18 protein-coding genes are annotated in these 24,526 nt (G+C 74.7%); 11 read left to right on the top strand and 7 right to left on the bottom strand.

The features are described 5' to 3' along the window. Positions 1–53: 53 nt before the first annotated feature. The 3 genes from ACZ4U4_RS23095 to ACZ4U4_RS23085 are packed head-to-tail and all read left to right on the top strand — an operon-like array spanning position 54 to position 3,042. Positions 54–1,649, top strand: a complete 1,596-nt coding sequence (locus ACZ4U4_RS23095) for a 4-coumarate--CoA ligase family protein (protein ID WP_467877410.1) — start codon at positions 54–56, stop codon at positions 1,647–1,649. After that, entirely contained in the window at positions 1,646–2,440 is a 795-nt protein-coding gene (locus ACZ4U4_RS23090; protein ID WP_467877407.1) for an enoyl-CoA hydratase family protein, read from the top strand. The genes ACZ4U4_RS23095 and ACZ4U4_RS23090 overlap by 4 nt, the downstream gene beginning before the upstream one ends. Next, on the top strand, positions 2,428–3,042 hold the full coding sequence (locus tag ACZ4U4_RS23085) for a TetR/AcrR family transcriptional regulator (protein ID WP_467877404.1): 615 nt from the start codon (positions 2,428–2,430) through the stop codon (positions 3,040–3,042). The genes ACZ4U4_RS23090 and ACZ4U4_RS23085 overlap by 13 nt, the downstream gene beginning before the upstream one ends. 63 nt (positions 3,043–3,105) lie before the next feature. Here the strand turns inward: ACZ4U4_RS23085 and ACZ4U4_RS23080 are convergent, their stop codons facing one another. Then, on the bottom strand, positions 3,106–4,206 hold the full coding sequence (locus ACZ4U4_RS23080) for a citrate synthase 2 (RefSeq protein ID WP_467877402.1): 1,101 nt from the start codon (positions 4,204–4,206) through the stop codon (positions 3,106–3,108). 433 nt (positions 4,207–4,639) lie between these two features. Here ACZ4U4_RS23080 and pdxH point away from each other — a divergent pair, with 433 nt between their 5' ends. Both pdxH and ACZ4U4_RS23070 read left to right on the top strand, forming a co-directional pair. After that, positions 4,640–5,338 (top strand): pyridoxamine 5'-phosphate oxidase, encoded by a 699-nt coding sequence (gene pdxH / locus ACZ4U4_RS23075; protein WP_467877400.1) that lies wholly within the window; start codon positions 4,640–4,642, stop codon positions 5,336–5,338. Between the two features lie 543 nt (positions 5,339–5,881). Beyond that, positions 5,882–7,309 carry a PAS domain-containing protein gene (locus ACZ4U4_RS23070; RefSeq protein WP_467877398.1) on the top strand — a complete coding sequence of 476 codons (1,428 nt, stop codon included), beginning with the start codon at positions 5,882–5,884 and terminating at the stop codon, positions 7,307–7,309. A gap of 52 nt (positions 7,310–7,361) precedes the next feature. Here ACZ4U4_RS23070 and ACZ4U4_RS23065 read toward each other — a convergent pair whose 3' ends face one another. Then, the gene (locus ACZ4U4_RS23065; RefSeq protein ID WP_467877396.1) at positions 7,362–8,120 is read right to left on the bottom strand and encodes an SIS domain-containing protein; all 759 of its coding nucleotides are present in this window, start codon (positions 8,118–8,120) and stop codon (positions 7,362–7,364) included. A 259-nt stretch (positions 8,121–8,379) separates the two neighbouring features. Here ACZ4U4_RS23065 and ACZ4U4_RS23060 point away from each other — a divergent pair, with 259 nt between their 5' ends. Continuing rightward, the gene (locus ACZ4U4_RS23060) at positions 8,380–9,072 is read left to right on the top strand and encodes a metal-dependent transcriptional regulator (RefSeq protein ID WP_467877393.1); all 693 of its coding nucleotides are present in this window, start codon (positions 8,380–8,382) and stop codon (positions 9,070–9,072) included. A 794-nt stretch (positions 9,073–9,866) separates the two neighbouring features. After that, positions 9,867–10,739: an alpha/beta fold hydrolase gene (locus ACZ4U4_RS23055; protein ID WP_467877390.1), complete on the top strand. Its 873-nt coding sequence runs from the start codon at positions 9,867–9,869 to the stop codon at positions 10,737–10,739. Between the two features lie 518 nt (positions 10,740–11,257). Here ACZ4U4_RS23055 and ACZ4U4_RS23050 read toward each other — a convergent pair. The 4 genes from ACZ4U4_RS23050 to ACZ4U4_RS23035 all read right to left on the bottom strand — a co-directional run bounded on the left by ACZ4U4_RS23050 (position 11,258) and on the right by ACZ4U4_RS23035 (position 17,420). Continuing rightward, positions 11,258–12,583, bottom strand: a complete 1,326-nt coding sequence (locus ACZ4U4_RS23050) for a hypothetical protein (RefSeq protein WP_467877387.1) — start codon at positions 12,581–12,583, stop codon at positions 11,258–11,260. Beyond that, the gene (locus ACZ4U4_RS23045; RefSeq protein ID WP_467877384.1) at positions 12,573–14,861 is read right to left on the bottom strand and encodes a hypothetical protein; all 2,289 of its coding nucleotides are present in this window, start codon (positions 14,859–14,861) and stop codon (positions 12,573–12,575) included. Before ACZ4U4_RS23045 ends, ACZ4U4_RS23050 begins: the two co-directional genes overlap by 11 nt. 118 nt (positions 14,862–14,979) lie before the next feature. Then, the gene (locus tag ACZ4U4_RS23040; protein ID WP_467877381.1) at positions 14,980–16,617 is read right to left on the bottom strand and encodes a transporter; all 1,638 of its coding nucleotides are present in this window, start codon (positions 16,615–16,617) and stop codon (positions 14,980–14,982) included. Continuing rightward, positions 16,614–17,420, bottom strand: a complete 807-nt coding sequence (locus ACZ4U4_RS23035; protein WP_467877514.1) for an ABC transporter ATP-binding protein — start codon at positions 17,418–17,420, stop codon at positions 16,614–16,616. The genes ACZ4U4_RS23040 and ACZ4U4_RS23035 overlap by 4 nt, the downstream gene beginning before the upstream one ends. Positions 17,421–18,034: 614 nt before the next feature. On the opposite strand from ACZ4U4_RS23035, the gene ACZ4U4_RS23030 reads away from it, so the two are divergent. Both ACZ4U4_RS23030 and ACZ4U4_RS23025 read left to right on the top strand, forming a co-directional pair. Next, complete coding sequence (locus tag ACZ4U4_RS23030; RefSeq protein ID WP_467877378.1) at positions 18,035–19,426, top strand: transcriptional regulator; 1,392 nt, start codon at positions 18,035–18,037, stop codon at positions 19,424–19,426. 273 nt (positions 19,427–19,699) lie between these two features. Next, positions 19,700–21,391, top strand: coding sequence for a hypothetical protein (locus ACZ4U4_RS23025; protein ID WP_467877376.1), 1,692 nt, complete (start codon positions 19,700–19,702; stop codon positions 21,389–21,391). Positions 21,392–21,522: 131 nt separating this feature from the next. On the opposite strand, the gene ACZ4U4_RS23020 is transcribed toward ACZ4U4_RS23025, so the two are convergent. Further along, positions 21,523–22,869, bottom strand: coding sequence for an ABC transporter substrate-binding protein (locus tag ACZ4U4_RS23020; RefSeq protein ID WP_467877373.1), 1,347 nt, complete (start codon positions 22,867–22,869; stop codon positions 21,523–21,525). Positions 22,870–22,986: 117 nt separating this feature from the next. Here ACZ4U4_RS23020 and ACZ4U4_RS23015 point away from each other — a divergent pair, with 117 nt between their 5' ends. Together ACZ4U4_RS23015 and purU are read left to right on the top strand one after the other, a co-directional pair. Then, positions 22,987–23,499, top strand: coding sequence for an SCO4402 family protein (locus ACZ4U4_RS23015; protein WP_467877512.1), 513 nt, complete (start codon positions 22,987–22,989; stop codon positions 23,497–23,499). 60 nt (positions 23,500–23,559) lie between these two features. After that, positions 23,560–24,483, top strand: coding sequence for a formyltetrahydrofolate deformylase (gene purU, locus ACZ4U4_RS23010; protein WP_467877370.1), 924 nt, complete (start codon positions 23,560–23,562; stop codon positions 24,481–24,483). Positions 24,484–24,526: the final 43 nt, after the last annotated feature.

The following is a 24,526-nucleotide window of genomic DNA, read 5'->3' as shown; positions in this document are numbered from 1 at the left end:
CGGCAGCGCCCCCGCGCCCCGCGTCGCGCTCCGCCACGGAAGGAATTTCCGGCATGACAACCCAGGCATCCCGCATCTTCCACAGCGACCACCCCCCGCTCGCCCCCGTCACCGAGCCGGTCCACTCCTACGTCCTGGCCGGCGCCGCCGCCCGCGGCGACCACCCCGCGCTGATCGACGCCACCGACGGCACCACCCTCGGCTACGCCCGCCTCGACCACCTCAGCCGCCGCCTCGCCGCCGGACTCGCCGCGGCCGGCCTCGCCAAGGGCGACGTGCTCGCCCTGCACAGCCCGAACAGCGTGCTCTTCCCCGTCGTCTGCTACGCCGCCTGGCGCTGCGGCGCGTCCGTCACCACCGTCCACCCGCTCGCCACCGCCGAGGAGTTCGCCGGGCAGCTCGCCGACTCCGGGGCGCGCCGCATCGTCACCGTCGCCGCCCTCCTCGACACCGCCCGGGACGCCGCCCGGCGTGCCGGACACGTCGTCGAGATCCTGGTCTGCGACCGCGCCGACGGCCACCGCTCCGTCCTCGACCTCGCCGACACCGGCGCCCCGGAACCGGACATCGCCCTCGACCCCGCCGCCGACCTCGCCGTCCTGCCGTACTCCTCCGGCACCACCGGCTCCCCCAAGGGCGTGATGCTCACCCACCGCTCGGTCGCCACCAACCTCGCCCAGCTCGACGCGTTCCTCACCGGCGGCCCCGACGACCGCATCCTCGCCGTGCTGCCGTTCTTCCACATGTACGGCCTCACCGCCCTGATGAACGCCCCGCTGCGCACCGGCGCCACCGTCGTCGTCCTGCCCCGCTTCGACCTGGAGCGGTTTCTCGACACGATCCAGCGGTACCGCATCACCGCCGTCTACGCCGCGCCCCCGATGGTCCTCGCCCTCGCCAAACACCCCCTGGTGGACCGCTACGACCTCTCGTCCCTGAAGTACCTGGTCTGCGCCGCCGCCCCGCTGGACGCCCGGCTCGCCGACGCCTGCGCCCGCCGCCTGGGCCTGACCTCCGTCCTCCAGGCGTACGGCATGACCGAACTCTCGCCCGCCAGCCACCTCGTGCCGCCGGGCGCGGACGCCCCGGCCGGCACCGTCGGACGGCTGCTGCCCGGCACCGAGATGCGGCTGGTGTCGCTCGCCACCGGCGAGGACCTGCCGCCCGGCGAGGACGGCGAGATCGTGGTGCGCGGCCCGCAGGTGATGAAGGGCTACCTCGGCCGCCCCGAGGCCACCGACGCCATGATCGACGCCGACGGCTGGCTGCACACCGGCGACATCGGCCGGATGGACGCCGACGGCTGGCTCTACGTCGTCGACCGCGTCAAGGAGCTGATCAAGTACAAGGGTTACCAGGTCGCCCCCGCCGATCTGGAGGCGCTGCTCCTCGCCCACGACGACATCGCCGACGCCGCCGTCATCGGCGTCACCGACCCCGAGGGCAACGAGATCCCCAAGGCGTACGTCGTCCGCCGCCCGGGGGCCGCCCTGCGCGCCGACGACGTTCTCACGTACGTTGCCGGACGAGTCGCCCCGTACAAGCGGGTGCGCCGCGTGGAGTTCACCGACACGGTGCCGCGCGCGGTGACCGGCAAGATCCTGCGTCGCGAACTCCGCGCCAGGGAAAGGAGTTCCACGGCCCGATGACCGACACCACGCCAGCCGCCGCCGCCCCGGACGACGCCGCTCCGTCCGTGCGCACCGCCCACGACCGGGGCGTCACCACCCTCACCCTGGACTCCCCGCGCAACCGCAACGCGCTCTCCACCCGCCTCGTCGGCGCACTCCACGCCGCGCTCGCCGCGGCCGCCGCCGACGACGCCGTGCGCGCCGTCGTCCTCACCCACACCGGCACCACCTTCTGCGCCGGCGCCGACCTCACCGAGGCGACCGGCGGCGCGCCCACCGACGCGCCCCTGGGCCTGGCCCGGCTGCTGCGCGCGATCGTGGAGCTGCCCAAGCCGGTCGTCGCCCGCGTCACCGGGCACGTCCGCGCCGGGGGCACCGGGCTGCTCGGCGCCTGCGACATAGCGGTGGCCGGGCCCGGCGCCACCTTCGCCTTCACGGAGGCGCGCCTCGGACTCGCCCCGGCCGTCATCTCGATGCCGCTGCTGCCCCGCCTCGATCCGCGCGCGGCCGGCCGCTACTACCTCACCGGCGAACGGTTCGACGCCGCCGAGGCCGCCCGCATCGGCCTGGTCACCGTCGCCGCCGACGACGTCGACACCGCCCTCGCCCCCATACTCGACGGGCTCCGCCAGGGCTCCCCGCAGGGCCTGGCCGCCTCGAAGGCGCTGGTCACCGCCGAGGTGCTGGGCACCTTCGACCGCGACACCGAGCGGCTGGCCACCGAGTCCGCGCGGCTCTTCGCCTCCGCCGAGGCGCACGAGGGCATGACCGCCTTCCTGGAGCGGAGGGCCCCGCGATGGGCACGCTGAACACCACCCGCGCCGCCAAGGCACCCCAGCAGGAACGCAGCCGGGCCACCCGCCGCGGCCTGCTGGAGGCGGCGGTGGCCTGCCTGGCCGAACACGGCTGGGCGGGCTCCACCGTCGCCGTCGTCGCCGAACGCGCCGGGGTCTCCCGCGGCGCCGCCCAGCACCATTTCCCCACCCGCGAGGACCTGTTCACCGCCGCCGTCGAGCATGTCGCCGAGGAGCGCTCGCAGGCGCTGCGCGACCTCTTCCCGGCGACCGACGGCGCCGCCACCGACCGCCGCGCCGTCGTCGCCGCCGTCGTCGACCTCTACACCGGCCCGCTCTTCCGCGCCGCCCTCCACCTCTGGGTCGCCGCTTCGTACGAGGACCAGCTGCGCACCCGCGTCACCGAACTGGAGGCGCGGGTCGGCCGGGAGTGCCACCGCACCGCCGTCGACCTGCTCGGCGTCGACGAGTCCGTCCCCGGCGTCCGCGAAACCGTCCAGGGCCTCCTGGACATGGCCCGCGGCCTGGGCCTGGCCACCCTGCTCAGCGACGACTCGCCCCGCCGGGAACGCGTCGTCGACCAGTGGGCCGGACTGCTGGACGAGGCGCTGGGCTGAGGCGGATGTCCGCGGCGGACGGGCCGCACACCGGGCGGCGCCCCGGTGTGCGGCCCGTCGGCCTCAGTGCGCCGCCGTGTCGAACCCGGAGATCTCCCGCGGGTCCCGCGCCGCCGGACCCACGTACCGGGCCGACGGCCGCACCAGCCGCCCGGTCCGCTTCTGCTCCAGGATGTGCGCGCTCCACCCGGCCGTACGGGCGCAGGTGAACATCGAGGTGAACATGTGCGCCGGGACCTCGGCGAAGTCCAGCGTGATCGCCGCCCAGAACTCCACGTTCGTCGCCAGCACCCGGTCCGGACGCCGGTTGTGCAGCTCCTCCAGCGCCGCCTTCTCCAGCGCCTCGGCCACCTCGAAGCGGGGCGCGCCCAGCTCCTTCGCGGTCCGCCGCAGCACCCGCGCCCGCGGGTCCTCGGCCCGGTAGACGCGGTGCCCGAAGCCCATCAGCCGCTCACCCTTGTCCAGGGTCTTGCGGACGTACGCCGCCGCGTCGCCGGTCCGCTCGATCTCCTCGATCATGCCGAGCACCCGCGACGGCGCCCCGCCGTGCAGCGGCCCCGACATCGCGCCGACCGCCCCGGACAGCGCCGCCGCCACATCCGCGCCGGTCGAGGCGATGACCCGGGCGGTGAACGTCGACGCGTTCATGCCGTGCTCCGCCGCCGACGTCCAGTACGCGTCCACCGCCGCGACATGCTTGGGGTCCGGCTCCCCGCGCCAGCGCCGCATGAACCGCTCCACGACGGTCTCCGCCTTGTCGATCTCCCGCTGCGGCACCATCGGCAGCCCCTGCCCGCGCGCCGACTGCGCCACGTACGACAGCGCCATCACCGCGGCGCGCGCCAGATCGTCGCGCGCCGTCCGCTCGTCGATGTCCAGCAGCGGTTTGAGCCCCCACACCGGCGCCAGCATCGACAGCGCCGACTGCACATCGACGCGGATGTCCCCGGAGTGCACCGGGATCGGGAACGGCTCGGCCGGCGGCAGCCCCGGGTCGAACGCCCCGTCCACCAGCAGCCCCCACACCTTGCCGAACGACACGCTGCCGACGAGGTCTTCGATGTCGACGCCGCGGTAGCGCAGCGCGCCGCCTTCCTTGTCCGGTTCGGCGATCTCCGTCTCGAACGCGACGACACCCTCAAGTCCTGGTACGAATGCGGACATCTGGCGACTCCTCAAGGTACGGACGGCCCACGGTCGGTGACCGGTTGCCGTGGTCGGCTCGGTGTGCGGCGCCGGAACGGTTCCGCGGCTGCGCCCGGCAGCTCGCGGTCCGCGCCGGTCACCGGATGCCTCGCTAAGGCATGGTGACGCGATTCCCTGCCCGGGGTGGACGGCCCTCGGGCGCGGTTCGGGTGGTGCGCCGTGTGGCCCACGGGACGCGCGGCCCCGGCGAGGGACGGCGGGTGCCCGCCGGTCCGGTCACGATGGTCGCCGATGTACGAAGTCCACACAGCACCGACCCGCAAGTTTGGCGCTTTCCCCACCTGCAAGGAAGCGTGACGTCCGGCACACTGGTCGATTCGCCTACGAGAGGGTTACGCGCGGGCGACGACGGGCAGACTTCCCGGCCCACGCCCTGCCCCCGCACGGACCGATGCTGCAAGATGAGGCCGTGCACTCCGCCGACGCGCCTTCCCCCGATGCCCACGAAACCCTCGACCCCTCGTCGATGCGCGCCCAATACCGCGCCGAAGGGCTGACCGAGACCGAGCTGGCGGCCGAGCCGTACGCACAGTTCGCGCGCTGGTTCAAGGAAGCCGCCGCGTCCGGGATCCACGAGCCCAACGCCATGGTCGTCTCGACCGCCGACGCCGCGGGCCGCCCCAGCTCACGGACGGTGCTGCTGAAGGCGTTCGACGACCGCGGCTTCGTGTTCTTCACCAACTACACCAGCCGCAAGGGCCGCGACCTCGCCGAGAACCCGCACCTGGCGCTGCTCTTCCCCTGGCACCCGCTGGCCCGTCAGGTCATCGTCACCGGCACCGCCGCCCGCATCGGCCGCGACGAGACCGCCGCCTACTTCCGCTCCCGCCCGCACGGCTCCCAACTCGGCGCCTGGGCCAGCGACCAGTCCGCCCCGATCGCCTCCCGCGCCGAACTGGAAGGCGCCTACGACGCGTTGGCGGCCCGCTACCCCGAGGGCGAGCAGGTCCCCGCACCGCCGCACTGGGGCGGCTACCGCGTCACGCCCGAAACCGTCGAGTTCTGGCAGGGCCGCGAGAACCGCCTCCACGACCGCCTCCGCTACGTCCGCGCCACCACCGGCTGGACCGTGGAGCGCCTCGCACCGTGAGCCCGGCGCCCCTGACCCCCGGAAACGGCGAACGGTCCGGGGGTCGGGGCGCGGTGGGCCCGCGCGTTTTGCCGGGCAGCGAAAAGGGCCCCGCGAAGGGCCCGGAAAACGCAGACGACCCGTGGGCCGCTTCCGCCGCGCCGGGTGGCGCGGTGGCCGGTCGGACGGACCGGGGCCCACGGGTCGGGTGACTGCTGGGAATTGGCCGGTGACGCATCTGCAGTATGCGCGGGCCGGCACTGCACTGGGTGTGAAGCGACGGCCCTAGGCCGCAGCCACCTCACGCGTCCGGTGAGAAATCATTGGCCGAACCACCTCCCTTCTCGTGTGCGCACCAGCCTAGGAACGCGCCCGGACCCGTACAAGCGAATTAATTTCCCGCGACGTGCGGGGCGGCTGCGGCCCCCGGGGCGCCCGCGTCGTCCGGGGCGGTCCGACCGCGCGAACGGGCCCGGGATTTCCGCGAAGGGGGTGTGTGCTGCGTCACGTTCGAGTTGAATGTGCCCAGGTCCAGCACGCGCCACCGCGTCGTAGGGGGTTCCAGTGACCGCTTCGTACGGCTCCGCTTCGTACGGTTCCTCGGCGGAACACACCCCGGCCACGGCCGCCGCGCCGCCCGGCTCCGCCGACGACACCGGACTGCTCGCCGCCCTCCTCGACGGCATGGACACCGCGCTCCTCGCCCTCGCCGCGGACGGCACGGTCACCCACTGGAACCACGAGGCCGAACAGCTCCTCGGGTGGCCCGCCGCCGAGGCCGTCGGCCGCCGCGGGCTGACCGGCTGGGCGGTCCGCGACGAGGACGCGGACGCCACCGGGTCCGCCCTCCTCGCCGCCCTGCACGCCCCCGGCCCTCAGGTGCACGACTACGCCCTGCTCACCAAGGACGGCCGCCGCGTCCTGGTCCGCGGCCAGACCTCCGCCGTCCCCGGCCCCGACGGCCGGGCCGCCGGTGTCTACTGCGTCTTCACCGCCGTCCACGCCCAGATCGGCCTGGAGCGCTCCCTCGCCCTGAGCGAGGCGCTCTGCGACGACGCCCCCTGGTGCGTCCTCCTCGTCGACGCCGACCTGCGGCCCGCCGTCGTCAACACCCCCGCCGCCCGCGCCCTGGAATCCGGCCGCGACGCCCTCCTCGGCCGCCCCCTCGGCGACCTGCTCGACCAGGGCGCCGAGGAGGTGGAGGCGGTGCTCCAGCACGTCCTCGCGGAGGGCGAGCCGCCCGGGCTGGGCGACCTGTGGGTGACGCTCCGCGCCCCCGACGCCGAACGCCCCCGCCGCTGCTGGCGCAGCGGCTTCGTCCGCCTCGCCTCCCCGCTCTCCGAGGAGCCGGCCCCGCTCGGCGTCGCCTGGCTCTTCCAGGACGTCACCGACGCCAAACAGGCCGAACAGGACGGCGCGCTGCTCCGCTTCCGCACCCAGCAGCTGCACCGCGCGAGCCGCGCGGCCGCCGACTGCCCCGACCCGCGGGAGGCCGCCGCCGTCCACCTCGACTACGCGCTGGCGGGCTTCGCCGACCACGCCCTCGTCGACCTCGTCGCGCCCGGCCCGGGGCCGGCCCAGGAGGACGAGGCGCGGGACGGCGCCCCCGTCCGGCTGCGGCGGGCCCTCGCCTCGCCCGCCGGATCCCCCGGCCCCTGCGCGGCGCCGCAGCCGTCCGCCGTCCCCGTCGCGTACGCCGCCGGACACCCGGCCAGGCAGGCATGCGCGCGCGGCGGCTCGGTGCGCACGAGCGTGGGCGCGAGCGGCGAGGACGGCTGGGCGGCGGCCCGCCGGTGGCCGGACGGCACGGTCCACGGGCTCTGCGTGGTGCTGCGCAGCCGCGCCCGCACCCTCGGCGTCGCCACCTTCCTGCGCACCCCGGCCCGCCGCCCCTTCGACCGCGCCGACGCCGCCTACGCGGAGGAGGTCGCCGCCCGGATCGCCGCCGCCCTGGACCTGGCGGCGGCGTCCGACGGCCGGAGCGAGGGCTGAACGGTTCCTGCACCCGGTGGCGGCCCGCCGCCGGGGACGGGCCGTCCCCGGCTCACTGCCGGTAGAAGATCCGGTCCGCGTACTCCCGCATCACCCGGCCGTTCCACTCGTGGCCGCCGTCGACGTTGCCGGAGCGCAGCAGCGGCGGTTCGATGCCCCGCTCGGCCAGCACCCCGGCGGCCGTCGCCACCACCGCCTGCATGATCGCGCTGGTGACGACCGTGGAGGCGGGCGCGAACGGCGCACCGCTCCCGGGGAGCCGCAACTCCGCGTCGCCCACCGGGATGCGGCTGTCGAGCACCAGATCGCAGTGGTCCTTGAGGTAGGTGCCCGAGACGTGCCGGGACGCGGTGGCGTCCGCGTAGGCGACCGAGGTCAGGCCGATGACCTTTATGCCGAGCGCCCGGGCGTTCATCGCCATCTCGACGGGCAGCGCGTTCCGCCCGGAGAGCGAGATGATCACCAGCACGTCCCCGGCCCGCAGCGGGCTGGTGTCCAGCACCGCGGCGGCCAGCCCGTCCACCCGCTCCAGCGCACTGCCGAGCGTCGCGGGCCGGACGTCCACGCCCACCACCCCCGGCACCGACAGCAGGTTCATGATCGCGAGGCCGCCCGCCCGGTAGACGGTGTCCTGCGCGGGCAGCGAGGAGTGCCCGGCGCCGAAGGAGAAGACCCGCCCGCCCGCCTCGACGGTGTCGGCGATCAGCCGTCCGGCGGCGGTGACGGCGGGACCCCCGTCGTCGCGAGCCTGCCGCAGCAGCTCGATCGCGGCATCGAAGTACTGCCCGGCAAGCCGGTCGCTCTCAGCCATTCCCGCGCTCTCCCTCGTCGCAGCTCATGGATTCCCCCGCCCCGGCCCGGGTGCGGACGCACCGGACGGCGGGCGTCCGTGGCGCGGATCACGTTGCGGTCTGGACCAGTGCGCTGTCAATACGGCTGAGGTGACAGACCCTGGACGGCTTGTGTGCGTCCCCGGGCGGCGACCGCCGTGGGCTCAGGCGGCGCCGTTGTCGGTGGGATGCGTCAGAATTGAATCCAGGGCCACCCGCACGACACAGCTAGGGGCACGCATGTCCGGACTGATCGACACCACGGAGATGTATCTCCGCACCATCCTCGAACTCGAAGAGGAAGGTGTGGTCCCGATGCGCGCCCGGATCGCGGAGCGGCTCGAACAGAGCGGCCCCACGGTCAGCCAGACCGTGGCGCGCATGGAGCGCGACGGCCTGCTCTCCGTCGCGGGCGACCGCCACCTGGAGCTGACGGAGGAGGGCCGCCGGCTGGCGACGCGCGTGATGCGCAAGCACCGCCTCGCCGAGTGCCTGCTCGTCGACGTCATCGGGCTGGAGTGGGAGCAGGTGCACGCCGAGGCGTGCCGCTGGGAGCACGTGATGAGCGAGGCGGTCGAGCGCCGCGTCGTCGAGCTGCTGCGCCACCCGACGGAGTCGCCGTACGGCAACCCCATCCCGGGCCTGGCGGAGCTGGGCGAGAAGGCGGAGGTCGACCCGTTCCTGGAGAACGGCATGGTCAGCCTCACCGAGCTGGACGCCGGTCCGGACGGCAAGACCGTCGTGGTCCGCCGCATCGGCGAGCCCATCCAGGCCGACGCCCAGCTGATGTACACCCTGCGGCGCGCCGGGGTTCAGCCGGGCGCGGTCGTCAGCGTGACCGAGGCGCCCGCCGGTGTCCTCGTCGGCAGCAGCGGCGAGGCGGCGGAGCTGGAGTCGGAGATCGCCGCGCACGTGTTCGTCGCGAAGCGCTGACCCGCCGCGCCGGACACGCGGTTCCACCGCCGCGTCCGGCGGCCGACCTGCGCCCCGTGCCGCACCGGCACGGGGCGTCGGTGTGTGCGGAGCCGGTGGCCGGCCGTCGCGGTGGAGCGCCGCCGCCCGGTCGGGCCCCGTTTCCTCCGCCGTTCTCCCCTGGTGGCCGTTTCGTCGGCCGTTTCACCCCCTGAGCTGCGGAGAAGGCCGCGAGCCGGGCTCCGTGGCGCCTCCCCGGAGGGGCGGGCACGGGATGAGGAATTGCGCGAACCGGTGCGGAACGGCCGGGGACGTGTCACCCTTGGCGCCCACACGGATGCTCGCCGTGGTGCCGACCGGCATGCGGACGAGCCCGGTCCGGGCTGCGGCGGCCCGGTGTGGAGTGGTGCGGGGGAGCCGTGGACGGCGGCTTCCGGGGGAGGAGGCGCGGTGGGGGCAGCGGAACCGGACCGAACGCGGCGCTCGGCGGCGGGGCGCAGAACCTGCGGACCACGGCGTCCGGCGACGCGGCGCAGGCCCTGCGATGCCTCGGGGCCCCGGCGCTGCGAGCATCCGGGGCCCCGCCTCCCCCAGCTCCCCCGTCAGGACCTGGAGCCCCGAGCTCTCAAGGTCCCGCATGACGGACCCCCGGTCCGGCGGGGTCCGTCCCCCGGTAGCTGTCTCCCCGTGCGGATCCCCGGCTATCCCTACGCACTGTCACCCGAACGAGGGGACTTCCGCACGAGACCGCCGTATTCGAATGAAGATTCGATAGTGTGGAGTGGGTCAAGGGACGAGTGGGGGTGCCAGGGCACATGGTGCGGCGCATCGAGGTGACGGGGTCCGGCGGGGTACGGCTCGCGGCCTGGGAATTCACCGACCCGCCCAAGGGCGACGGCGGGCCGGAGGACGGCGAGCGGCGCCCCGGCGTCCTGCTGCTCCACGGCCTGATGGGGCGCGCGTCCCATTGGGCCGACACCGCCCGCTGGCTCGGCGCGCGCCACCGCGCCGTCGCCCTCGACCAGCGGGGCCACGGTCGCAGTGAGAAGCCCGCCGACGGCCCCTTCGACCGCGCCTCCTACGTCGAGGACGCGATAGCCGCCATCGAGCAGCTCGGCCTCGCGCCGGTGACCGTCATCGGCCACGCCATGGGCGCGCTGACCGCCTGGCAGCTCGCCGCCCGCCGCCCCGACCTGGTCGGCGCGGTGGTCATCTGCGACATGCGGGCGTCCGCGCTGGGCGCCGCCTCGCAGCGCGAATGGGCCGACTGGTTCGCCACCTGGCCGCTGCCCTTCGCCACCCTCGCGGACGTCCGCCGCTGGTTCGGCGAGGAGGACCCGTCGCTGGAGCGCCCCCGCCCGGCGCGCGGGGCGTTCTTCGCCGAGGTGATGGCCGAGCGCGCCGACGGCTGGCGCCCGGTCTTCTCCCGCCGCCAGATGCTCGCCATCCGCGAGACCTGGGTGACCGAGGCCCACTGGGAGGAGCTGGCCGAGGTCCGCTGCCCCGCCCTCGTCGTCCGGGGCCAGGACGGTGAGTTGGGCCGCGCCGAGGCACAGGAGATGGTCCGCGTCCTCCCGGGCGGCAGCTACGCCGAAATACCCGACGCGGGCCATCTGCTGCCCTGGGAACACCCCGACGCCTGGCAGCGCGCCGTCGAGCCGTTCCTGCGGGCCGCGATACCGGGGTGAGCGGGGCCGGGTGACGGGTGCTCATGCCTGCCCGGGCATGAGCCGCGGTCGGCTGATGCTTCGTGGTCGGAGGGCCGGCCGGCGGGCCGACGGGTGGCCGTCGGGCTTTGGCGGGGCGCGTTCGCCGGTGTGCGCTGCCCGTTGCCCTGGCGCGATGCCCGGGCCGGGGCGCCAGCAGGTGGGCGGAAGGCGTACGGCCGGACCGGCGCCCCACGGGTGCGTACGCGCCCGGCCCGGGGCCCGCGCCCGCCTCGTCGGGAGAGCCGGAAGGTACCGGATTTCGGCCGACGTGACGATGCACTGCCGTGCCGTGCCGTGCCGCGTCGGCCGTCGTCCGCGTGGGGAGCCTGCGGGAGCGCCCGCGCGAGGTGTTCCCCGTATCTCCCGACAGATGTGAAGGCCCGCGATGGACCCCTTGCTCTCGGACGAGCAGCAAGCCCTCGGGCCGTACCGCCTGTTGGGCCGGATCGGCGTTGGTGGGATGGGGTGCGTCTTTGGACCGGGCGCCCGCCGCCGCGCTAGGAGGCGTCCAACGTGCGGGTGAAGTCGCCGCGTCGGACGCGCGCGGTGAGGGAATCGTCGGGCTCCCCGGAGGTGAGGGAGCCGTAACCGGTGGCGGCCCAGAGGCTGCGTGCGGCGTCCACCTCGAAGTACGGCACCGGGCGGTCGTCCTCCCGGTCGGTGAGGACCTCGGGCGCCCGGCGGGACCGTATCGCGCGGATACAGGTTTCACAGGCCGCGACCCGCAACTCCTCGCGGCGGCCGAGCGGGCGCCACGGCAGGACGCGGGCGGCCGGTCCGTGCAGCGGGTGGAAGAAGCACAGGGGCAGCGCGGCGTCCTCGGGGCCGAGCGCCGCGCGGCCCTCGGCTATCAGCGCGAACACGCCTGCAAGATCCGGCAGCCCCCGCGCCCGGTCCAGCACCGAACCGGCCGCGGAGTACGCATCGAGGGCCCGCTCGACGGCCTGCGGATCGCCCTGCGCGGCGCGCGCCTCCTCGCCCAGCCGCACCACTTCCTCCGCGGCGCGGTCGCGCAGCTCCGCCTCGTCTGCCCGCCGGGCGGCGGCGAAGACGGAACGCGGCAAGGCGAACGGCGTGTCCAGATCCCGCACCCGGGCACGCCGCCGCCACAGCAGCCCCACCGCGCCGAGCAGCAGCAACGGCCCGGCCACCAGCGTGAGCGCCCGGATCACGGGGGAGCCGGAGGACTTCGCGGCGGCCGAGGGCTTCGCGGACGCGGATTCCTCCGGACCGGCCGAGGAGGAGGGGGAGTTGAGGTCGGCGGTGGCCTTCTCGTACTCCTTGTCGCCGTCGCCCGCCGCGATGATGTCGATGGCCCGCTCGATGCGGCGGGCCGGCCCCGCGCCCTTCATGTCGTCCTGGTGGAAGACGGCCGCCGCGGCGTGCTGCGCCTGATGCGCGTCGTTGGGCCATTCGCGGGCGGCGATGTCGTCATGGAACTCGCCGAGCGTGATCACGATCGACGGATCGCTGCCCAGCCGGTCGTGGACCACCTCCGCGAGCTGTGCGGGATCGCCGCCCCAGCTGTCGCCCTCGACCAGCGGCACCAGCACCACCCGGATCGGCAGCTGCGTCCGGCGGATCTGCTCGGCCAGCCGCTTCCGGTCGGCCGCGCCGACCGCCGAGTCCAGCGACGGATCGACGTAGACGGGGGAGCGGCGCAGCGCATCGGCGATCTTCTGCCCCGGGCTCCCGGCGGCGGCCCCCGGCGACGCGGTACACCACACCAGGGCCAGCGCCGAGACCGCGGCGGCGGCCACGGCAGGCATCCGGCGGCGGGCCCCGGCGCGGCGCGGGCGGCGGGGGTGGAGGTCAGTGAACACCGAAGTACTCCCGTACGTCGCGGGTGAGTTGATCGATCCAGGTGCCGGTGGTGAGCGAGGCCAGCGGCCCGGGCAGCTCGGGGTAGGGCACGCGCTCCGCCCGGCCGCTGTCCGCCGCCGGACCCAGCCGCAGCACCGGCGCCGGGACGGCGCGGCACCGCTTGCAGACCGGCAGCGACCGGGGGCGGCCGCCGCCCACCGGAGCGATACGCCGGGTGCCGTGCGCCGGGCCGTGCAGCGGATTGCGGTGGCACAGCCGCTCCGGCGCGGCGCGCTCCGCGACGGCCGCCCGTCCGGCGCGGGCCAGTGCGACGGCGCACGCCAGGGAGGCGGGGGTGGCGTCCGCGTCGACCCGGCCGTCGCCGTCACCGTCGATGAGCAGGGCGGCGGCGTCCAGGCACTCCCAGGCCCGGCGGTGCGCCGGCTCCGGCAGGGAGGCGTGGGCGTCCAGCGCGGCGGTGAGGGCGTCGACCTCCTGCCGGGCGGTGCGCCGCAGCCAGGTGAGGGACGGCTCGGCCGGCGCCTCGACCGGGACCGGGGCGTCGCCCGAGGACCCGCCGTCGGCCGTCCGGCGCCGCAGGACCGCGGCGACCAGGGCCCGTACCGTCGCCACCAGTCCGAGCAGCAGCGCCGCGAGGAACGCGCCGATCATCAGCCCCGGCGCGAAATCCGCCGCGAACACACTGGGCAGCACCTTCTCCGCGACCGGGTCGTCCGCGGCCCCGGGGTCGTACGAGTGGGTGAGCGACGAGTCCCGCGGGGCGCGGGCGACTTCGCGGAGCACCGCGTCGAGCCGGTCGCCGAGGGTGCGGGTGTCGTCCCGCTCGGGGAGCGTGAAGAGGCTGTCCGGCAGGGCGTACGCGTTGATGGGCGCGCCGTGGTTGATGACGGAGAGGGTGTCCGACAGCGGGTCGGCGAGGACGAACAGCGCGTCGCGGTGGAGGCGTTGGTGGAGCGTCTTGGCGAAGATGTCGTCATCGCCGCCCGATTCGTCGTCGCTGAGGCTGGGGACCGCGACAACCAGCACCGGGAGGGGGAGCGCGGCGAGGCGTTCGTGGATCCGGGTGCGCTCGGCTGAGGTGAGGACCGGCTCGCTCTCCGGGTCGGTGTAGAGCGGGTCGTGGCGTAGCCCCGCGGCCACCCGCTCGATGCGGGCGCGCAGGTCGGCCGGGGTCGGGATGGCGTCGTCGCTGTAGGAGCGGTCGTCGAAGAGGCGCGCGGCGGTGACGGCGAGCCCGCCCGCGAGAACCACCGCCACGACCAGCAGCGCCGTCACGGCCCGCGGCGGACGCCGCAACCCGGCCAAGCGTCCGGGCGAGGCGGCGGTGCCCTTGCGCCTTCCGTTCGCCGCGCCGCCCTGCGCCGTCCCCTCCTCGGCCTTCTTGTCCGGCGCGTCGCCGGCTTTACGGAGGGAGGGAGCGGTGCGCGGGCCCGGGAGCGGTGCCCCGCCGCGCCCCCGGCGCAGCCGGAGCCGACGGCGTATGTAGAGGCCCAGCAGCACGACGGAGAGCGGAATACCGGCGACCGCGATGCCCGTGACGAAGCTCTGGTTCTCCCGGTCGACGGGGTCGGGGTGCAGCCGCGGCACCTCGGCGCCGTGCTCGGACGCGGTACGGCCCGCCTCGGCGCGTTCATGGGCCCGCCCCGAGCGGAGGACGTCGACGAAGTGCTGGAAGAGTTCGCGGGCCGTCGCGTCGTACGGCATCTCGTAGAGCGTGGCGGTGGCCGCGTCCCGGGCGCCGGGCAGCTCCACGCCGTATGTCTGCACCTCGGGCATTCCGGGCCCGCTCAGCGCGACGTACAGACCTTTGCGGCCGAGCCGGTCGTGGACGCCGGCTAGGAATCCGCCGCCGTCGGAGCCCAGCGCCTCGTCGGGCAGGACCATGACGTAGACGGGTACCCGGATCCGCGCGGCCTGGGCGGCGAAGACCGGGGCGCTGGAGCGGGGCGCTTCGCGCGGCAGCTGGTCGCTGATGTACACCGGATCGCGGCGCAGTTGCGCGGCGATGTACGCCTGTCGGCTGCGGGTGGCGCCCGGGCCGGAGGCGGTGGGCGGGGCGTCGGCGGCGGCCTCGACGGCGGTCGCCCCGGCCGCGCGGGCCAAGGCGGCGTGCCCGGCGGCCGGTCGACCGGGAGCCGTGGCCCCGGACGCCGTGGCCCCGGAAGCCGCGGACGATGGCTGCGCCACCGCCGGGGCGCCGCTCAGCAGTACCGCCAACCACCCCGTGACCAGCATCAGCGCGCCTCGACGCACCGCCCCCACCCCCTCGTTCCGCATGACGCCCCGACGCTACCTCCCGCGCGCGGACGCCGTCGGAGCCTGTGGACAACTGCCGGCGGACCGCGGCGGGGGCGCCGGGAGAGGGCGCCGGGCGGCCCCGCCCGGCGCCTGCGTCTCACCCCTTGCGCACCGCCGCCAGGATCTCCGGCATCCGGCGCACCACCAGCGGCGCCGCGATCCGCAGGCCGACCTGGGCCATCAGCGTGCCGTAGACCACGCCGACCGGCAGGAGCGTCCACAGGAGGCCGTGGTGGTCCGCCAGATGCAGCCAGAGCGTCAGGGCCACCAGCGGTGCGCTCAGGACCAGGCCCGCCAGCAGGCCGCCGAAGAGGCTGAACCAGGCGAGGGACGCCTGCCCCGGCGCGATGTTCTTGTTGCCGTCGGAGGGGATGGAGTACGGGAAGAGCGCCGAGGTGAGTGCGCCCGTCGCCACCAGCGCGCCGAGCAGCGCCAGCGACAGCCCGTAGACCTCCACCAGCGACGACCAGGCGTCCAGGAACGCGATGGTGCCGACCACCACCAGCGTGACGTACGGCACCGCCGCCAGGCACAACGCCAGGGCACGCGCCCGCAGTTCGCGGTAGGCGTCCCGGGGTGTGGCGAGGGTCGAGGCGACCATCCAGAACGCCGAGGTGTCCTGACCGAACTGGTTGTACATCTGCATGCCGAGCAGCGCGGGCGCCACGAACGCGGTGTAGACCGTGCCGTTGCCCTGCAACGAATAGACGATCGGGATCAGCAGGCCCACGCCCATCGACGTGGCCCAGCCCATCTTCGTCTTCGGGTCGCGCCAGGCGTAGCGGAGCGTCCGCAGCATGACCGCGCCCGTCCGGCCGTCCGGCAGCAGCCGGGCCAGGCCCCGCGCACCGTCCTTCGCCGCGCGCCCGCCGTCCTTCTCCACCGCCTGGAGCGTCGATCCGTCCGGCGAGGTCATCAGGGTGGTCAGCATCCGCTGCCACCACCACAGCAGCAGCACCAGGGCGAGCACCGTCAGCCCCAGGCCGAGGGCGGCCGGGCCCCAGTCGCCGCGGCCCGCGTCCGCCACGGCGCTCATCGCCGACGCCGGCGGCACCCGGCGCAGCACCTCGCCGACCGGCTCCAGGACGGCCAGCCCGTCGGGTCGGCCCAGCTTCTGTGCGGCGATGTTGACGAGCTGCCCGCCGATGGCGACGAACAGGCCGCCGAGCACCGCCAGATCCCGGCCCCGGCGGCTCGTCAGCAGCCGTATCGACGCGGTGGCGACGGCCCGTGCCAGCGCGACGCAGACCAGCACCGTCAGGGGCACCGCGACCACCGCGACCACCGTGGCGGCCGGGCCGTCGGCGACCGCGACGGCCGCGCCGGTGGCCAGTGCGAGGGTGACGAACGGGCCGATGCCCACCAGCGACGCCGTCAGCAGCGCCACGATCAGCGGGCGGGGCCGCAGCGGCAGCATCACCAGCCGCGTCGGGTCCAGCGTCTCGTCGCCGGACGGGAAGAAGAGCGGCATGACCGCCCAGCCGAGCGTGAGCAGCCCGGTGAGCAGCACCACCAGCGCATCGACGTGCGCCGCCCCGCGCAGCAGCACCAGACCCGTGGTCGCCCCGGCGGCAACCACAAGGCCCACCAGGATCGACGCGACGTAGGCGACGGTGCGGCCGGGCGAGCGGCGCAGCCCGTTGCGGAGCAGGGAGAGCTTCAGGCGGACGAACAGCGGGGTCAGCGCGGGCGGTGCCAGCTGCCCCGGGGCGCCCGGTGCGAATCCGGCACTCATCGGGAGCCGCCCCCCAGCCAGTCGAGGTTCTGCCCGGCGCGGGCGCGGTCGGAGGCGCCGACCAGCTCCAGGAACGCCTCCTGGAGCGACGGCGCGGCGCCCCGCACCTCGGCGAGCGGACCGTCCGCCCGGATGCGTCCGGCGGCGATCACCGCGACCCAGTCGCAGAGCGATTCGACCAGCTCCATCACATGGCTGGAGAAGATCACCGTCGCCCCGGAGGAGGTGTACCGCTCCAGGACGCCGCGGATGGTCTGCGCCGACACCGGGTCGACGCCCTCGAACGGCTCGTCCAGGAAGAGGATTTCGGGGTTGTGCAGCAGCGCCGCGGCCAGGCCGATCTTCTTGCGCATGCCGGTGGAGTAGTCGACGACCAGCTTGTGCTGCGCCCCGGACAGGCCGAGGACGTCCAGCAGCTGATCGGCGCGCTTGTCGGTCTCGGCGCCGCCCAGCCCGCGCAACCGGCCCATGTAGCCGAGGAGTTCACGGCCGGACAGGCGCTCGAAGAGCCGCAGCCCCTCGGGCAGCACCCCGATCCGCGATTTGACGGCGACCGGGTCGCGCCACACGTCGTGCCCGCCGATGAGGACCTCGCCGGAGTCCGGCCGCAGCAGTCCCGTGATCATCGACAGGGTGGTGGTCTTGCCCGCGCCGTTCGGCCCGACCAGCCCGATGAAGCGGCCCGCGGGCAGCGTCAGATCGATGCCGGCCACCGCGGTCTGCTCCCCGAAACGCTTGGTCAGCCCGCGGATCTGCACCGCCGGTACGCCCTCGGGCACCCCGCTCGACGGCGGCGCGGCCACCGTCTCCCCGCCGCCGCGCTCGGTCGGCTCCCCGCTCTTCCCCGTTACGTCCGCCACCGGTCCAGCCCTTCCCCGTCCGCGCAGGGGCCGGTCGCCCCCGTCCTTCCTCACCATACGGACCGGGGCTGACAAAGGGCCGGGCCCGGCCGCTCGCGGCGACGAACGGCCGGCCCCGGCCCCTGCCTCATGAACGGCCCCGGGGCCACCCGTACCGCCCGGCGGGACCGGAACGAGGGACGGCGGAAACGCGTGTCCCGGGCGCACCTACCGGCACGTGGGGCGCATCGAGGCATCGGCGGGGGCGCGTAGCGGTGGTGAGCCGGGTGCGGGGTAGCGACCCGCCCTTCCGGGCAAGCAGGATCGCGGCATACGGACCGTGGGGGCGAAGGGCCGTGGAGAGTACCGGGACGCACCGGCGCCACGGCGCCCCGTGCGGACACCGACGTCACCCGGGCCCCGCGTACCGACGCACCCGCCGCACGGCACACCTCACTCGTATCGCCGATATCCGGAATCTCCTGGATATCCGGGAATACATGGGGAATTGATCGCAACCAAACGCTCCGGACCGCGTTCACCGGTGAACGCACCCAGCCGCAACAGGGGGTACAAACATGGCCGCAAGGCCACTCGTCGCTCGTCAGCCCAACGAGCGGCTCCAGGCGCTGATCCAGGAGGCCGCCTGCTCCAACGCGGGTCTGGCCCGCCGCGTCAACATGTGCGGCGCCGAACACGGCCTCGATCTGCGCTACGACAAGACCTCGGTGGCCCGGTGGCTGCGCGGACAGCAGCCGCGTGGCCGTGCGCCCGCCATCATCGCGGAGTCCCTGGGGCGCAAGCTCGGCCGCACGGTCACCATCGACGAGATCGGTATGGCGGACGGCAAGAACCTCGCATCCGGTGTGGGGCTGCAGTTCTCCCCGACCGTGCTCGGCGCGATCGAGCAGGTCAGCGAGTTGTGGCGGAGCGACGTCGGGCGGCGGGACTTCCTGAACGGCTCCTCCGTCGCCGCCTCGGCGCTGGTCGAGCCCAGCCGCGACTGGCTGATCACCGGGGCGGACCCCCAGGTGGCGCGCAGTGCGGGCGCCCGGGTGGGGCGCGCCGACGTGGAGGCGGTGCGCGCCATGACCACGGCGCTCGGCGACCTCGACCACCGCTTCGGCGGCGGCCATGTCCGGCCGGTCGTCGTGCACTACCTCAACAGCGTCGTCTCCGGGCTGCTCGCCGGTTCCTACCGGGAGTCGGTGGGGCGGGAACTCTTCGCCGCCGTCGCGCGGTTGACCGAACTCGGCGGCTACATGGCCGTCGACACCGGGCAGCCGGGCCTCGCGCAGCGCTACTACATCCAGGCGCTCCGCCTCGCGCAGGCGGCCGACGACCGCGCGTACGGCGGCTACGTCCTCGCCGCGAGCATGAGCCACCTCGCCGCCGAACTGGGCACCCCCCGCGAGATCGCCCAGCTCGCGCGGGCCGCGCAGGAGGGTGCACGGGGCCGGATCACCCCGCGCGCCGAGGCGATGTTCTGCGCCGCGGAGGCGCGCGGCCATGCGCTCATGGGGGACGGCCGGGCCTTCCAGTCGGTGGCCGCCCGCGCGCTGACCGCGATGGAACGCGCCGAGGCGGAGGGCGATGCGGGCGACGACCCGGACTGGATCAGCCACTTCGACCGGGCCTACCTGGCCGATGAACTCGCCCACTGCCACCGCGATCTGGGGCAGGCGGCCGCCGCCGAGGAGCAGGCCCGGCTGGCGCTCCAGGGGCTGCCGCGCGGCAAGGTGCGCCGCCGCGCCATCGGCCTGGTGCTGCTGGCCGGGGCGCAGGTGCAGCAGCGCGAGGTCGAACAGGGCTGTCACACCGCCACCGAGGCCGCGGAGTTGCTCGGTGAACTCCGCTCGCACCGGGGCGTGGAGTACCTCGACGACTTCCGGCAGCGCGTCGAGCCGTACCGGGACGAGCCGGTGGTGCGGGAGTTCGGCGCGCGGCTGGAGTTGCGCGTCGCGGTGTGAGAACACCGGTCCGGGGACGGGCCCGTGGTGCCGCGCCTGGTGCGTGGTGCCGCGGGCCCGTTCCGTGTACGGGTCAACGGGCCGGAGGAATGCGGCGAATATGCGGAACCGTGGCGCGGTGCCGCGAGGCGCGCGGCGCGTTCTTGGGGGCCGACGTCCCGGGCGTGGCCTGCGAGGCGGGCGGTGGGCCTGACCGGGGGACGTGGTCGAACGCCTCGGCGACCCGGTAGCGTGAGCCGACGATTCCGTAGGTCTGCAGAGGTAGGAGTCCCCGTGACGCAGAGCGGACAGGGCCACGACCCGCAGAATTCTGCGGCCGGTCCCGCGCGAGAGGGTGTGGTGCTGCCCGCCGGCGGCGAGTCATGGCCGCCCGCCCAGCAGGCCGCGCCCCCGGCCGGGCAACCCTGGGGCCAGCCCTGGGGACCCGACCAGCAGAGCCCGCAGACGTACGGGCAGCACCCCGAGCAGCCTCAGGGGCAGATATCCGGGCAGTACCCGGGTGCGTCCCAGGGCTACGGTCAGGGCCAGTCCCCGACGCACGGTCAGGGACTGCCCCCGCACCAGGCCCCGCAGCCCCAGGGCTACGGCCAGAGCCAGGCCCCCTACGGGACGGGCCAGGTCTCCCAGCAGCCTCAGCCGTACGGGCAGCCCCAGTCGTACAACGAGCCTCAGCAGGCCCCGCCGTTCCCGGCGCCGCCGCAGGGGCGGCCGCCGGTCCCGCCGATGCCGCCCGCCGCGTCGGACGCCGAGGCGACGGCGCTGATCCCGCCCTTCGGCACGCCCGGTGCGCTGCCGCCCGAGGGCGCCGCACCGCAGCCGCCGACCGGACAGCTGGTGAAGTCAGCCCCGCAGCCGGCCGCGCCGCTGCCGCCCGCCGCGGGCGAGGCGGACGCCACCACCGTGCTGCCGCCGGTCGGCGCCGCGCCGCTGCCGCCCGAGACCGCGGGGCGCCCCGAGACGCCCGGCGAGTCGACCCAGATGCTCCGCAGCATCAAGCCGCCCCGTAACCGCGCGGCAGCACCGCCCCCCGCCGGGGACTCCGAGGCGACCCAGTACATCCCGCCGGTCGGCGCCGGAGCCCCCGCGCCGCAGCCCGGTGGCGCGCCGTTCGGTGCGCAGCCCGGTGGTGCGGAGCGGCCCACCCCGGCCGAGTTCGAGGGCCTGTTCCGCGCCGACTCCGGCGCCGTCCCGCCCCCGGCCCCCGACGCCACCGCCCAGCTGCCGCGCTTCGACGACCAGGCTCCGCCGCCGTACGGCCCCGGTGGCGGTCAGCAGGGCTTCGCGTCCGGTGGCCACCAGGCGCAGCCGGGGTACGACGACGCGCCGGGCGGCCGCCGTCGCCTGAGCCCGCCCGTGATCATCGGCATCGTCGTGGTGGCCCTCGCGGGCGCCGGGCTCGGCCTGGGCTGGGCGCTCAGCGGCGGCGACGACACGAAGAAGGAGACGCCCAAGGCCAATGCGGCCGGGTCGGCGCCCAAGGACACCGCGCCGCCGTCGCCGACCGCCGACCCGGCCGAGGAGCAGGCCAAGAAGCTGGACGCGCTGCTCGGCGACAGCAACAACAGCCGCTCCGCCGTGATCAACGCCGTACGGGACATCCGTAACTGCGACAACCTGCCGGACGCGGCGAAGAACCTCAAGGACGCCGCCAACCAGCGCAATCAGCTGGTCAGCCGCCTCCAGGGGCTGCCGCTCGACCAGCTCCCGCAGCACGCCGAGCTGACCGCGGCCCTGACCACCGCGTGGAAGTCGTCGGCCGCCGCCGACAACCACTACGCCGCGTGGGCCGGACAGGTCGCCGGGAAGCACGGTTGCCACAAGGGCCACGCCCGCAACACCGGCCAGACCTCCCAGGGCACCGCGGCCAGCGGCGCGGCCACCAAGGCCAAGGAGCAGGCGGCCGGTCTCTGGAACCCGATCGCCCAGAAGTACGGCCTGCGGGCGCACCAGGCCGGCGACCTCTGAGCCACCGGCCGGGCGGCCCACCCGGCGCTACGGCGCCGCGGTGAGCCCCGCCCCGCAGCCCCGGGGAGCGCCCGCCGACGCCCCGCACCCGCTCCGTACGCCCCCGGCGCCCGCCGCCGCGGGCGCGCCCCTCACATGTCCGCGCGCCGCCGCTCCAGCGTCCTGGCGACGTTCACGAATCCGTCGGACGCGGCGAGGACCTGGCCGTCCGCGACCGTCTGGTACATCACCATCCCGTTCACGATCCGCGGGAAGTCCTGCACGGCGAGCATGTCCTCCGCGCGCCACCGCAGCTTCGGCGTCAGCCCGCCGGTGTCCACCGGGTGCTTCCCCCGGTCCAGCACCTTCTGGAGCGCGTACGGAGTGATCTCGTCCACCCCGTCCGCGTCGAGCTGCTCCACCATCGCGCGCAGCACCGTGTACGCGATCCACGTCGTCTGGACGCCCTGGTCGGCCGGGTCGACGCGGTTGTCGCCGAAGGCGTGCTCGTTGACGACCCGGCGCATCGGGTTCCACCGCGGATCGCCCGCCGCCGGGTACCAGCCGGTGACCAGCGCGCCCTCCAGCGGCCCGGACCGGCCGCCGGTGCGGTTGACCAGCGCCTGCCCGACGCTGCCCAGCACCGAGGCGACATGCACCTTCGGGCTCTGCTGCTGGAGGCGCCTGAAGGAGTCGAAGAAGGCGTCGGTGTGGTCGCCCAGCGACGCCGTCACACAGGAGCCCGGCGCCTCGCCGCCGTACGCCGCCGTCCCGTAACGCCCGGGATCGGCGCCGACGGCGTCCAGCGCCCGGTGCACCTCGGTGGAGTAGTCCGTGCCGTCCTCGGGCGCCCGGATGTCGGTGGCCGGCGACCGGTGGCCCTGCTGGAGACCGGAGTCGAGGAGGGAGGGCATCTGGTCGCCCTGGATGGTGTCGGGCCGCACCAGGGCGACCCGGTCGCACTCGCGCGCCAGCTGGCGGCCGTTGCCGGCGAGCAGCGACGCCTGACCGCCGTTCACCGGGTACGACAGCGGACTCTCGAACTCCTCGTCGGAGGCGCCGTAGCCACCTATGTAGGGGATGCCCTCGACCTCCAGCGGCGACATGAACGACCGGCCGAACTGGCTGTACGAGCCGACGACGGCGACCGCGCCCGCATCGACCGCGCGCTGCGCGCAGCGCGTCGCGCCCACCGAGTCGTTGTGATCGTTGCAGGTCAGGACCTTGAGCGGATGGCCGGCGAGGCCGCCGGTGGCGTTGGTCCAGCGCGCATACGTCTGCGCCATCGCCGGCATGCCCGGCATGTTGGTGGCACCGGTGCCCTCCGGGGCCCAGGTCATCACCGTGATCGGGTCCTTCCCCGCGGAGGCGGTGCCCGGCAGCGAGCCGCAGCCGGTGAGCAGCGACGCCATCACCGCCGTACCGGCTGCCCACCGTGCGGTGGTCCGTGCGGAGGCGGTCGGGAGGAGTCGGGGGGAGGGGCGGCGCCGTCCGGTCATGGTCCGTGAGCCTCGCGGCCCGCCCGAAACGCGTAAGTGATTTCAAGTAAGCGGAGGGTGCCGGTGGGGTGAACTCCGGGGGGCGATAGATGATCGGGAGCGAGGAACGTACGATCGATTGCTGTGCAAGGTTCGGAGAACTCTTCCCGTCGCGGCCGCCGCTCGACCACCATGGGCGCCATGCCACACAACGACATGCCGTGGTGGCGCTGGCGCAGCAATGTGCGCTCCGCGCTGCACATGCTCTCCGACCCCGGATTCCACCAGGAGACCTGGCTGGCCGGCCACCCCGGATACGGAGACGTGACCGACGCCGTCTACCGGCTCGTCGAGGACACCTGGCTGGACAACTGGTCCGCGGAGAAATACGTCGGCACGATCTTCCGCGACACCCAGGAGGCGGCGCTCGTCGACGCCACCGTGCTCCAGGTGCTGCGGATCATGCACCAGGTCGGCGCGGACTCGCCCGTCACCGCCTATGTCGAGCACCCCGGCTGGCCCGAGGCGGTCCGGGCGGCGCGCGAGGCACATGTCTGGCTGGCCCGGGCGGACGGCGACGATCCGGATGCACCGCCGCTGTCGCTGGAGGCGTTGGCGCAGGTGACCGGCGGTGCTCCGGTCGGCGCCTGAGCCGACACGACAGCGAGGCCCGCGTCCGGCCGGTGTCCGGGTATGCGACCCTATGAGGTCATGAGCGAGTCGCAGTCCTCCACGCCCGGCCCGAACGACGGGCCCGCCACCGGCGGTTCCGATCAGGGCCGTCCCACCGACCAGTACGTCCTGACGCTGTCCTGCCCGGACAAGCAGGGCATCGTGCACGCCGTGTCCAGCTTCCTGTTCATGACGGGCTGCAACATCGAGGACAGTCAGCAGTTCGGTGACCGCGACACCGGGCTGTTCTTCATGCGGGTGCACTTCACCGCGGACGCCCCGGACAGCGTGGAGAAGCTGCGCGCCAGCTTCGCCGCGGTCGGTGACTCGTTCCGGATGGACTGGCAGATCCACCGCGCCGACGAGAAGATGCGCGTCGTCCTGATGGTGTCGAAGTTCGGCCACTGCCTCAACGACCTGCTCTTCCGCTCCCGCATCGGGGCGCTGCCGGTCGAGATCGCCGCCGTCGTCTCCAACCACACCGACTTCGCCGAGCTGGTCGCCTCGTACGGCGTCCCCTTCCACCACATCCCGGTGACGAAGGCGACCAAGGCGCAGGCCGAGGCGGAGCTGCTGGAGCTGGTGCGGGCCGAGCAGGTCGAGCTGGTGGTGCTGGCGCGCTACATGCAGGTGCTCTCCGACGATCTGTGCAAGGCGCTGTCCGGCCGGATCATCAACATCCACCACTCCTTCCTGCCGAGCTTCAAGGGCGCCAGGCCGTACCACCAGGCGCACGCCCGCGGTGTGAAGCTCATCGGCGCCACCGCCCACTACGTCACCGCCGACCTCGACGAGGGCCCGATCATCGAGCAGGAGGTCGAGCGGGTCGGCCACGAGGTCACCCCCGACCAGCTGGTCGCCATCGGCCGGGACGTGGAGTGCCAGGCCCTGGCCCGCGCGGTGAAGTGGCACAGCGAACGCCGGGTGCTGCTCAACGGCACCCGGACGGTCGTCTTCGCCTGACCGCCGGTCCCACCGGCACCCCGCCGCCTCCCCTTCCGTCCCT

It is taken from the genome of Streptomyces sp. NPDC029159 (genome assembly GCF_055564055.1).
The sequence above is the reverse complement of the archived record's forward strand: the minus strand, read 5'-3'. Positions and strand labels throughout refer to the sequence as shown.

Bases quoted from the DNA above. Each gene is read 5' to 3' on its own strand.
- ACZ4U4_RS23095 (WP_467877410.1), top strand. From the start codon at position 54: ATGACAACCCAGGCATCCCGCATCTTCCACAGCGACCACCCCCCGCTC.
- ACZ4U4_RS23090 (WP_467877407.1), top strand. From the start codon at position 1,646: ATGACCGACACCACGCCAGCCGCCGCCGCCCCGGACGACGCCGCTCCG.
- ACZ4U4_RS23085 (WP_467877404.1), top strand. From the start codon at position 2,428: ATGGGCACGCTGAACACCACCCGCGCCGCCAAGGCACCCCAGCAGGAA.
- ACZ4U4_RS23080 (WP_467877402.1), bottom strand. From the start codon at position 4,206: ATGTCCGCATTCGTACCAGGACTTGAGGGTGTCGTCGCGTTCGAGACG.
- pdxH (WP_467877400.1), top strand. From the start codon at position 4,640: ATGCTGCAAGATGAGGCCGTGCACTCCGCCGACGCGCCTTCCCCCGAT.
- ACZ4U4_RS23065 (WP_467877396.1), bottom strand. From the start codon at position 8,120: ATGGCTGAGAGCGACCGGCTTGCCGGGCAGTACTTCGATGCCGCGATC.
- ACZ4U4_RS23060 (WP_467877393.1), top strand. From the start codon at position 8,380: ATGTCCGGACTGATCGACACCACGGAGATGTATCTCCGCACCATCCTC.
- ACZ4U4_RS23055 (WP_467877390.1), top strand. From the start codon at position 9,867: ATGGTGCGGCGCATCGAGGTGACGGGGTCCGGCGGGGTACGGCTCGCG.
- ACZ4U4_RS23045 (WP_467877384.1), bottom strand. From the start codon at position 14,861: ATGCGGAACGAGGGGGTGGGGGCGGTGCGTCGAGGCGCGCTGATGCTG.
- ACZ4U4_RS23040 (WP_467877381.1), bottom strand. From the start codon at position 16,617: ATGAGTGCCGGATTCGCACCGGGCGCCCCGGGGCAGCTGGCACCGCCC.
- ACZ4U4_RS23030 (WP_467877378.1), top strand. From the start codon at position 18,035: ATGGCCGCAAGGCCACTCGTCGCTCGTCAGCCCAACGAGCGGCTCCAG.
- ACZ4U4_RS23020 (WP_467877373.1), bottom strand. From the start codon at position 22,869: ATGACCGGACGGCGCCGCCCCTCCCCCCGACTCCTCCCGACCGCCTCC.
- purU (WP_467877370.1), top strand. From the start codon at position 23,560: ATGAGCGAGTCGCAGTCCTCCACGCCCGGCCCGAACGACGGGCCCGCC.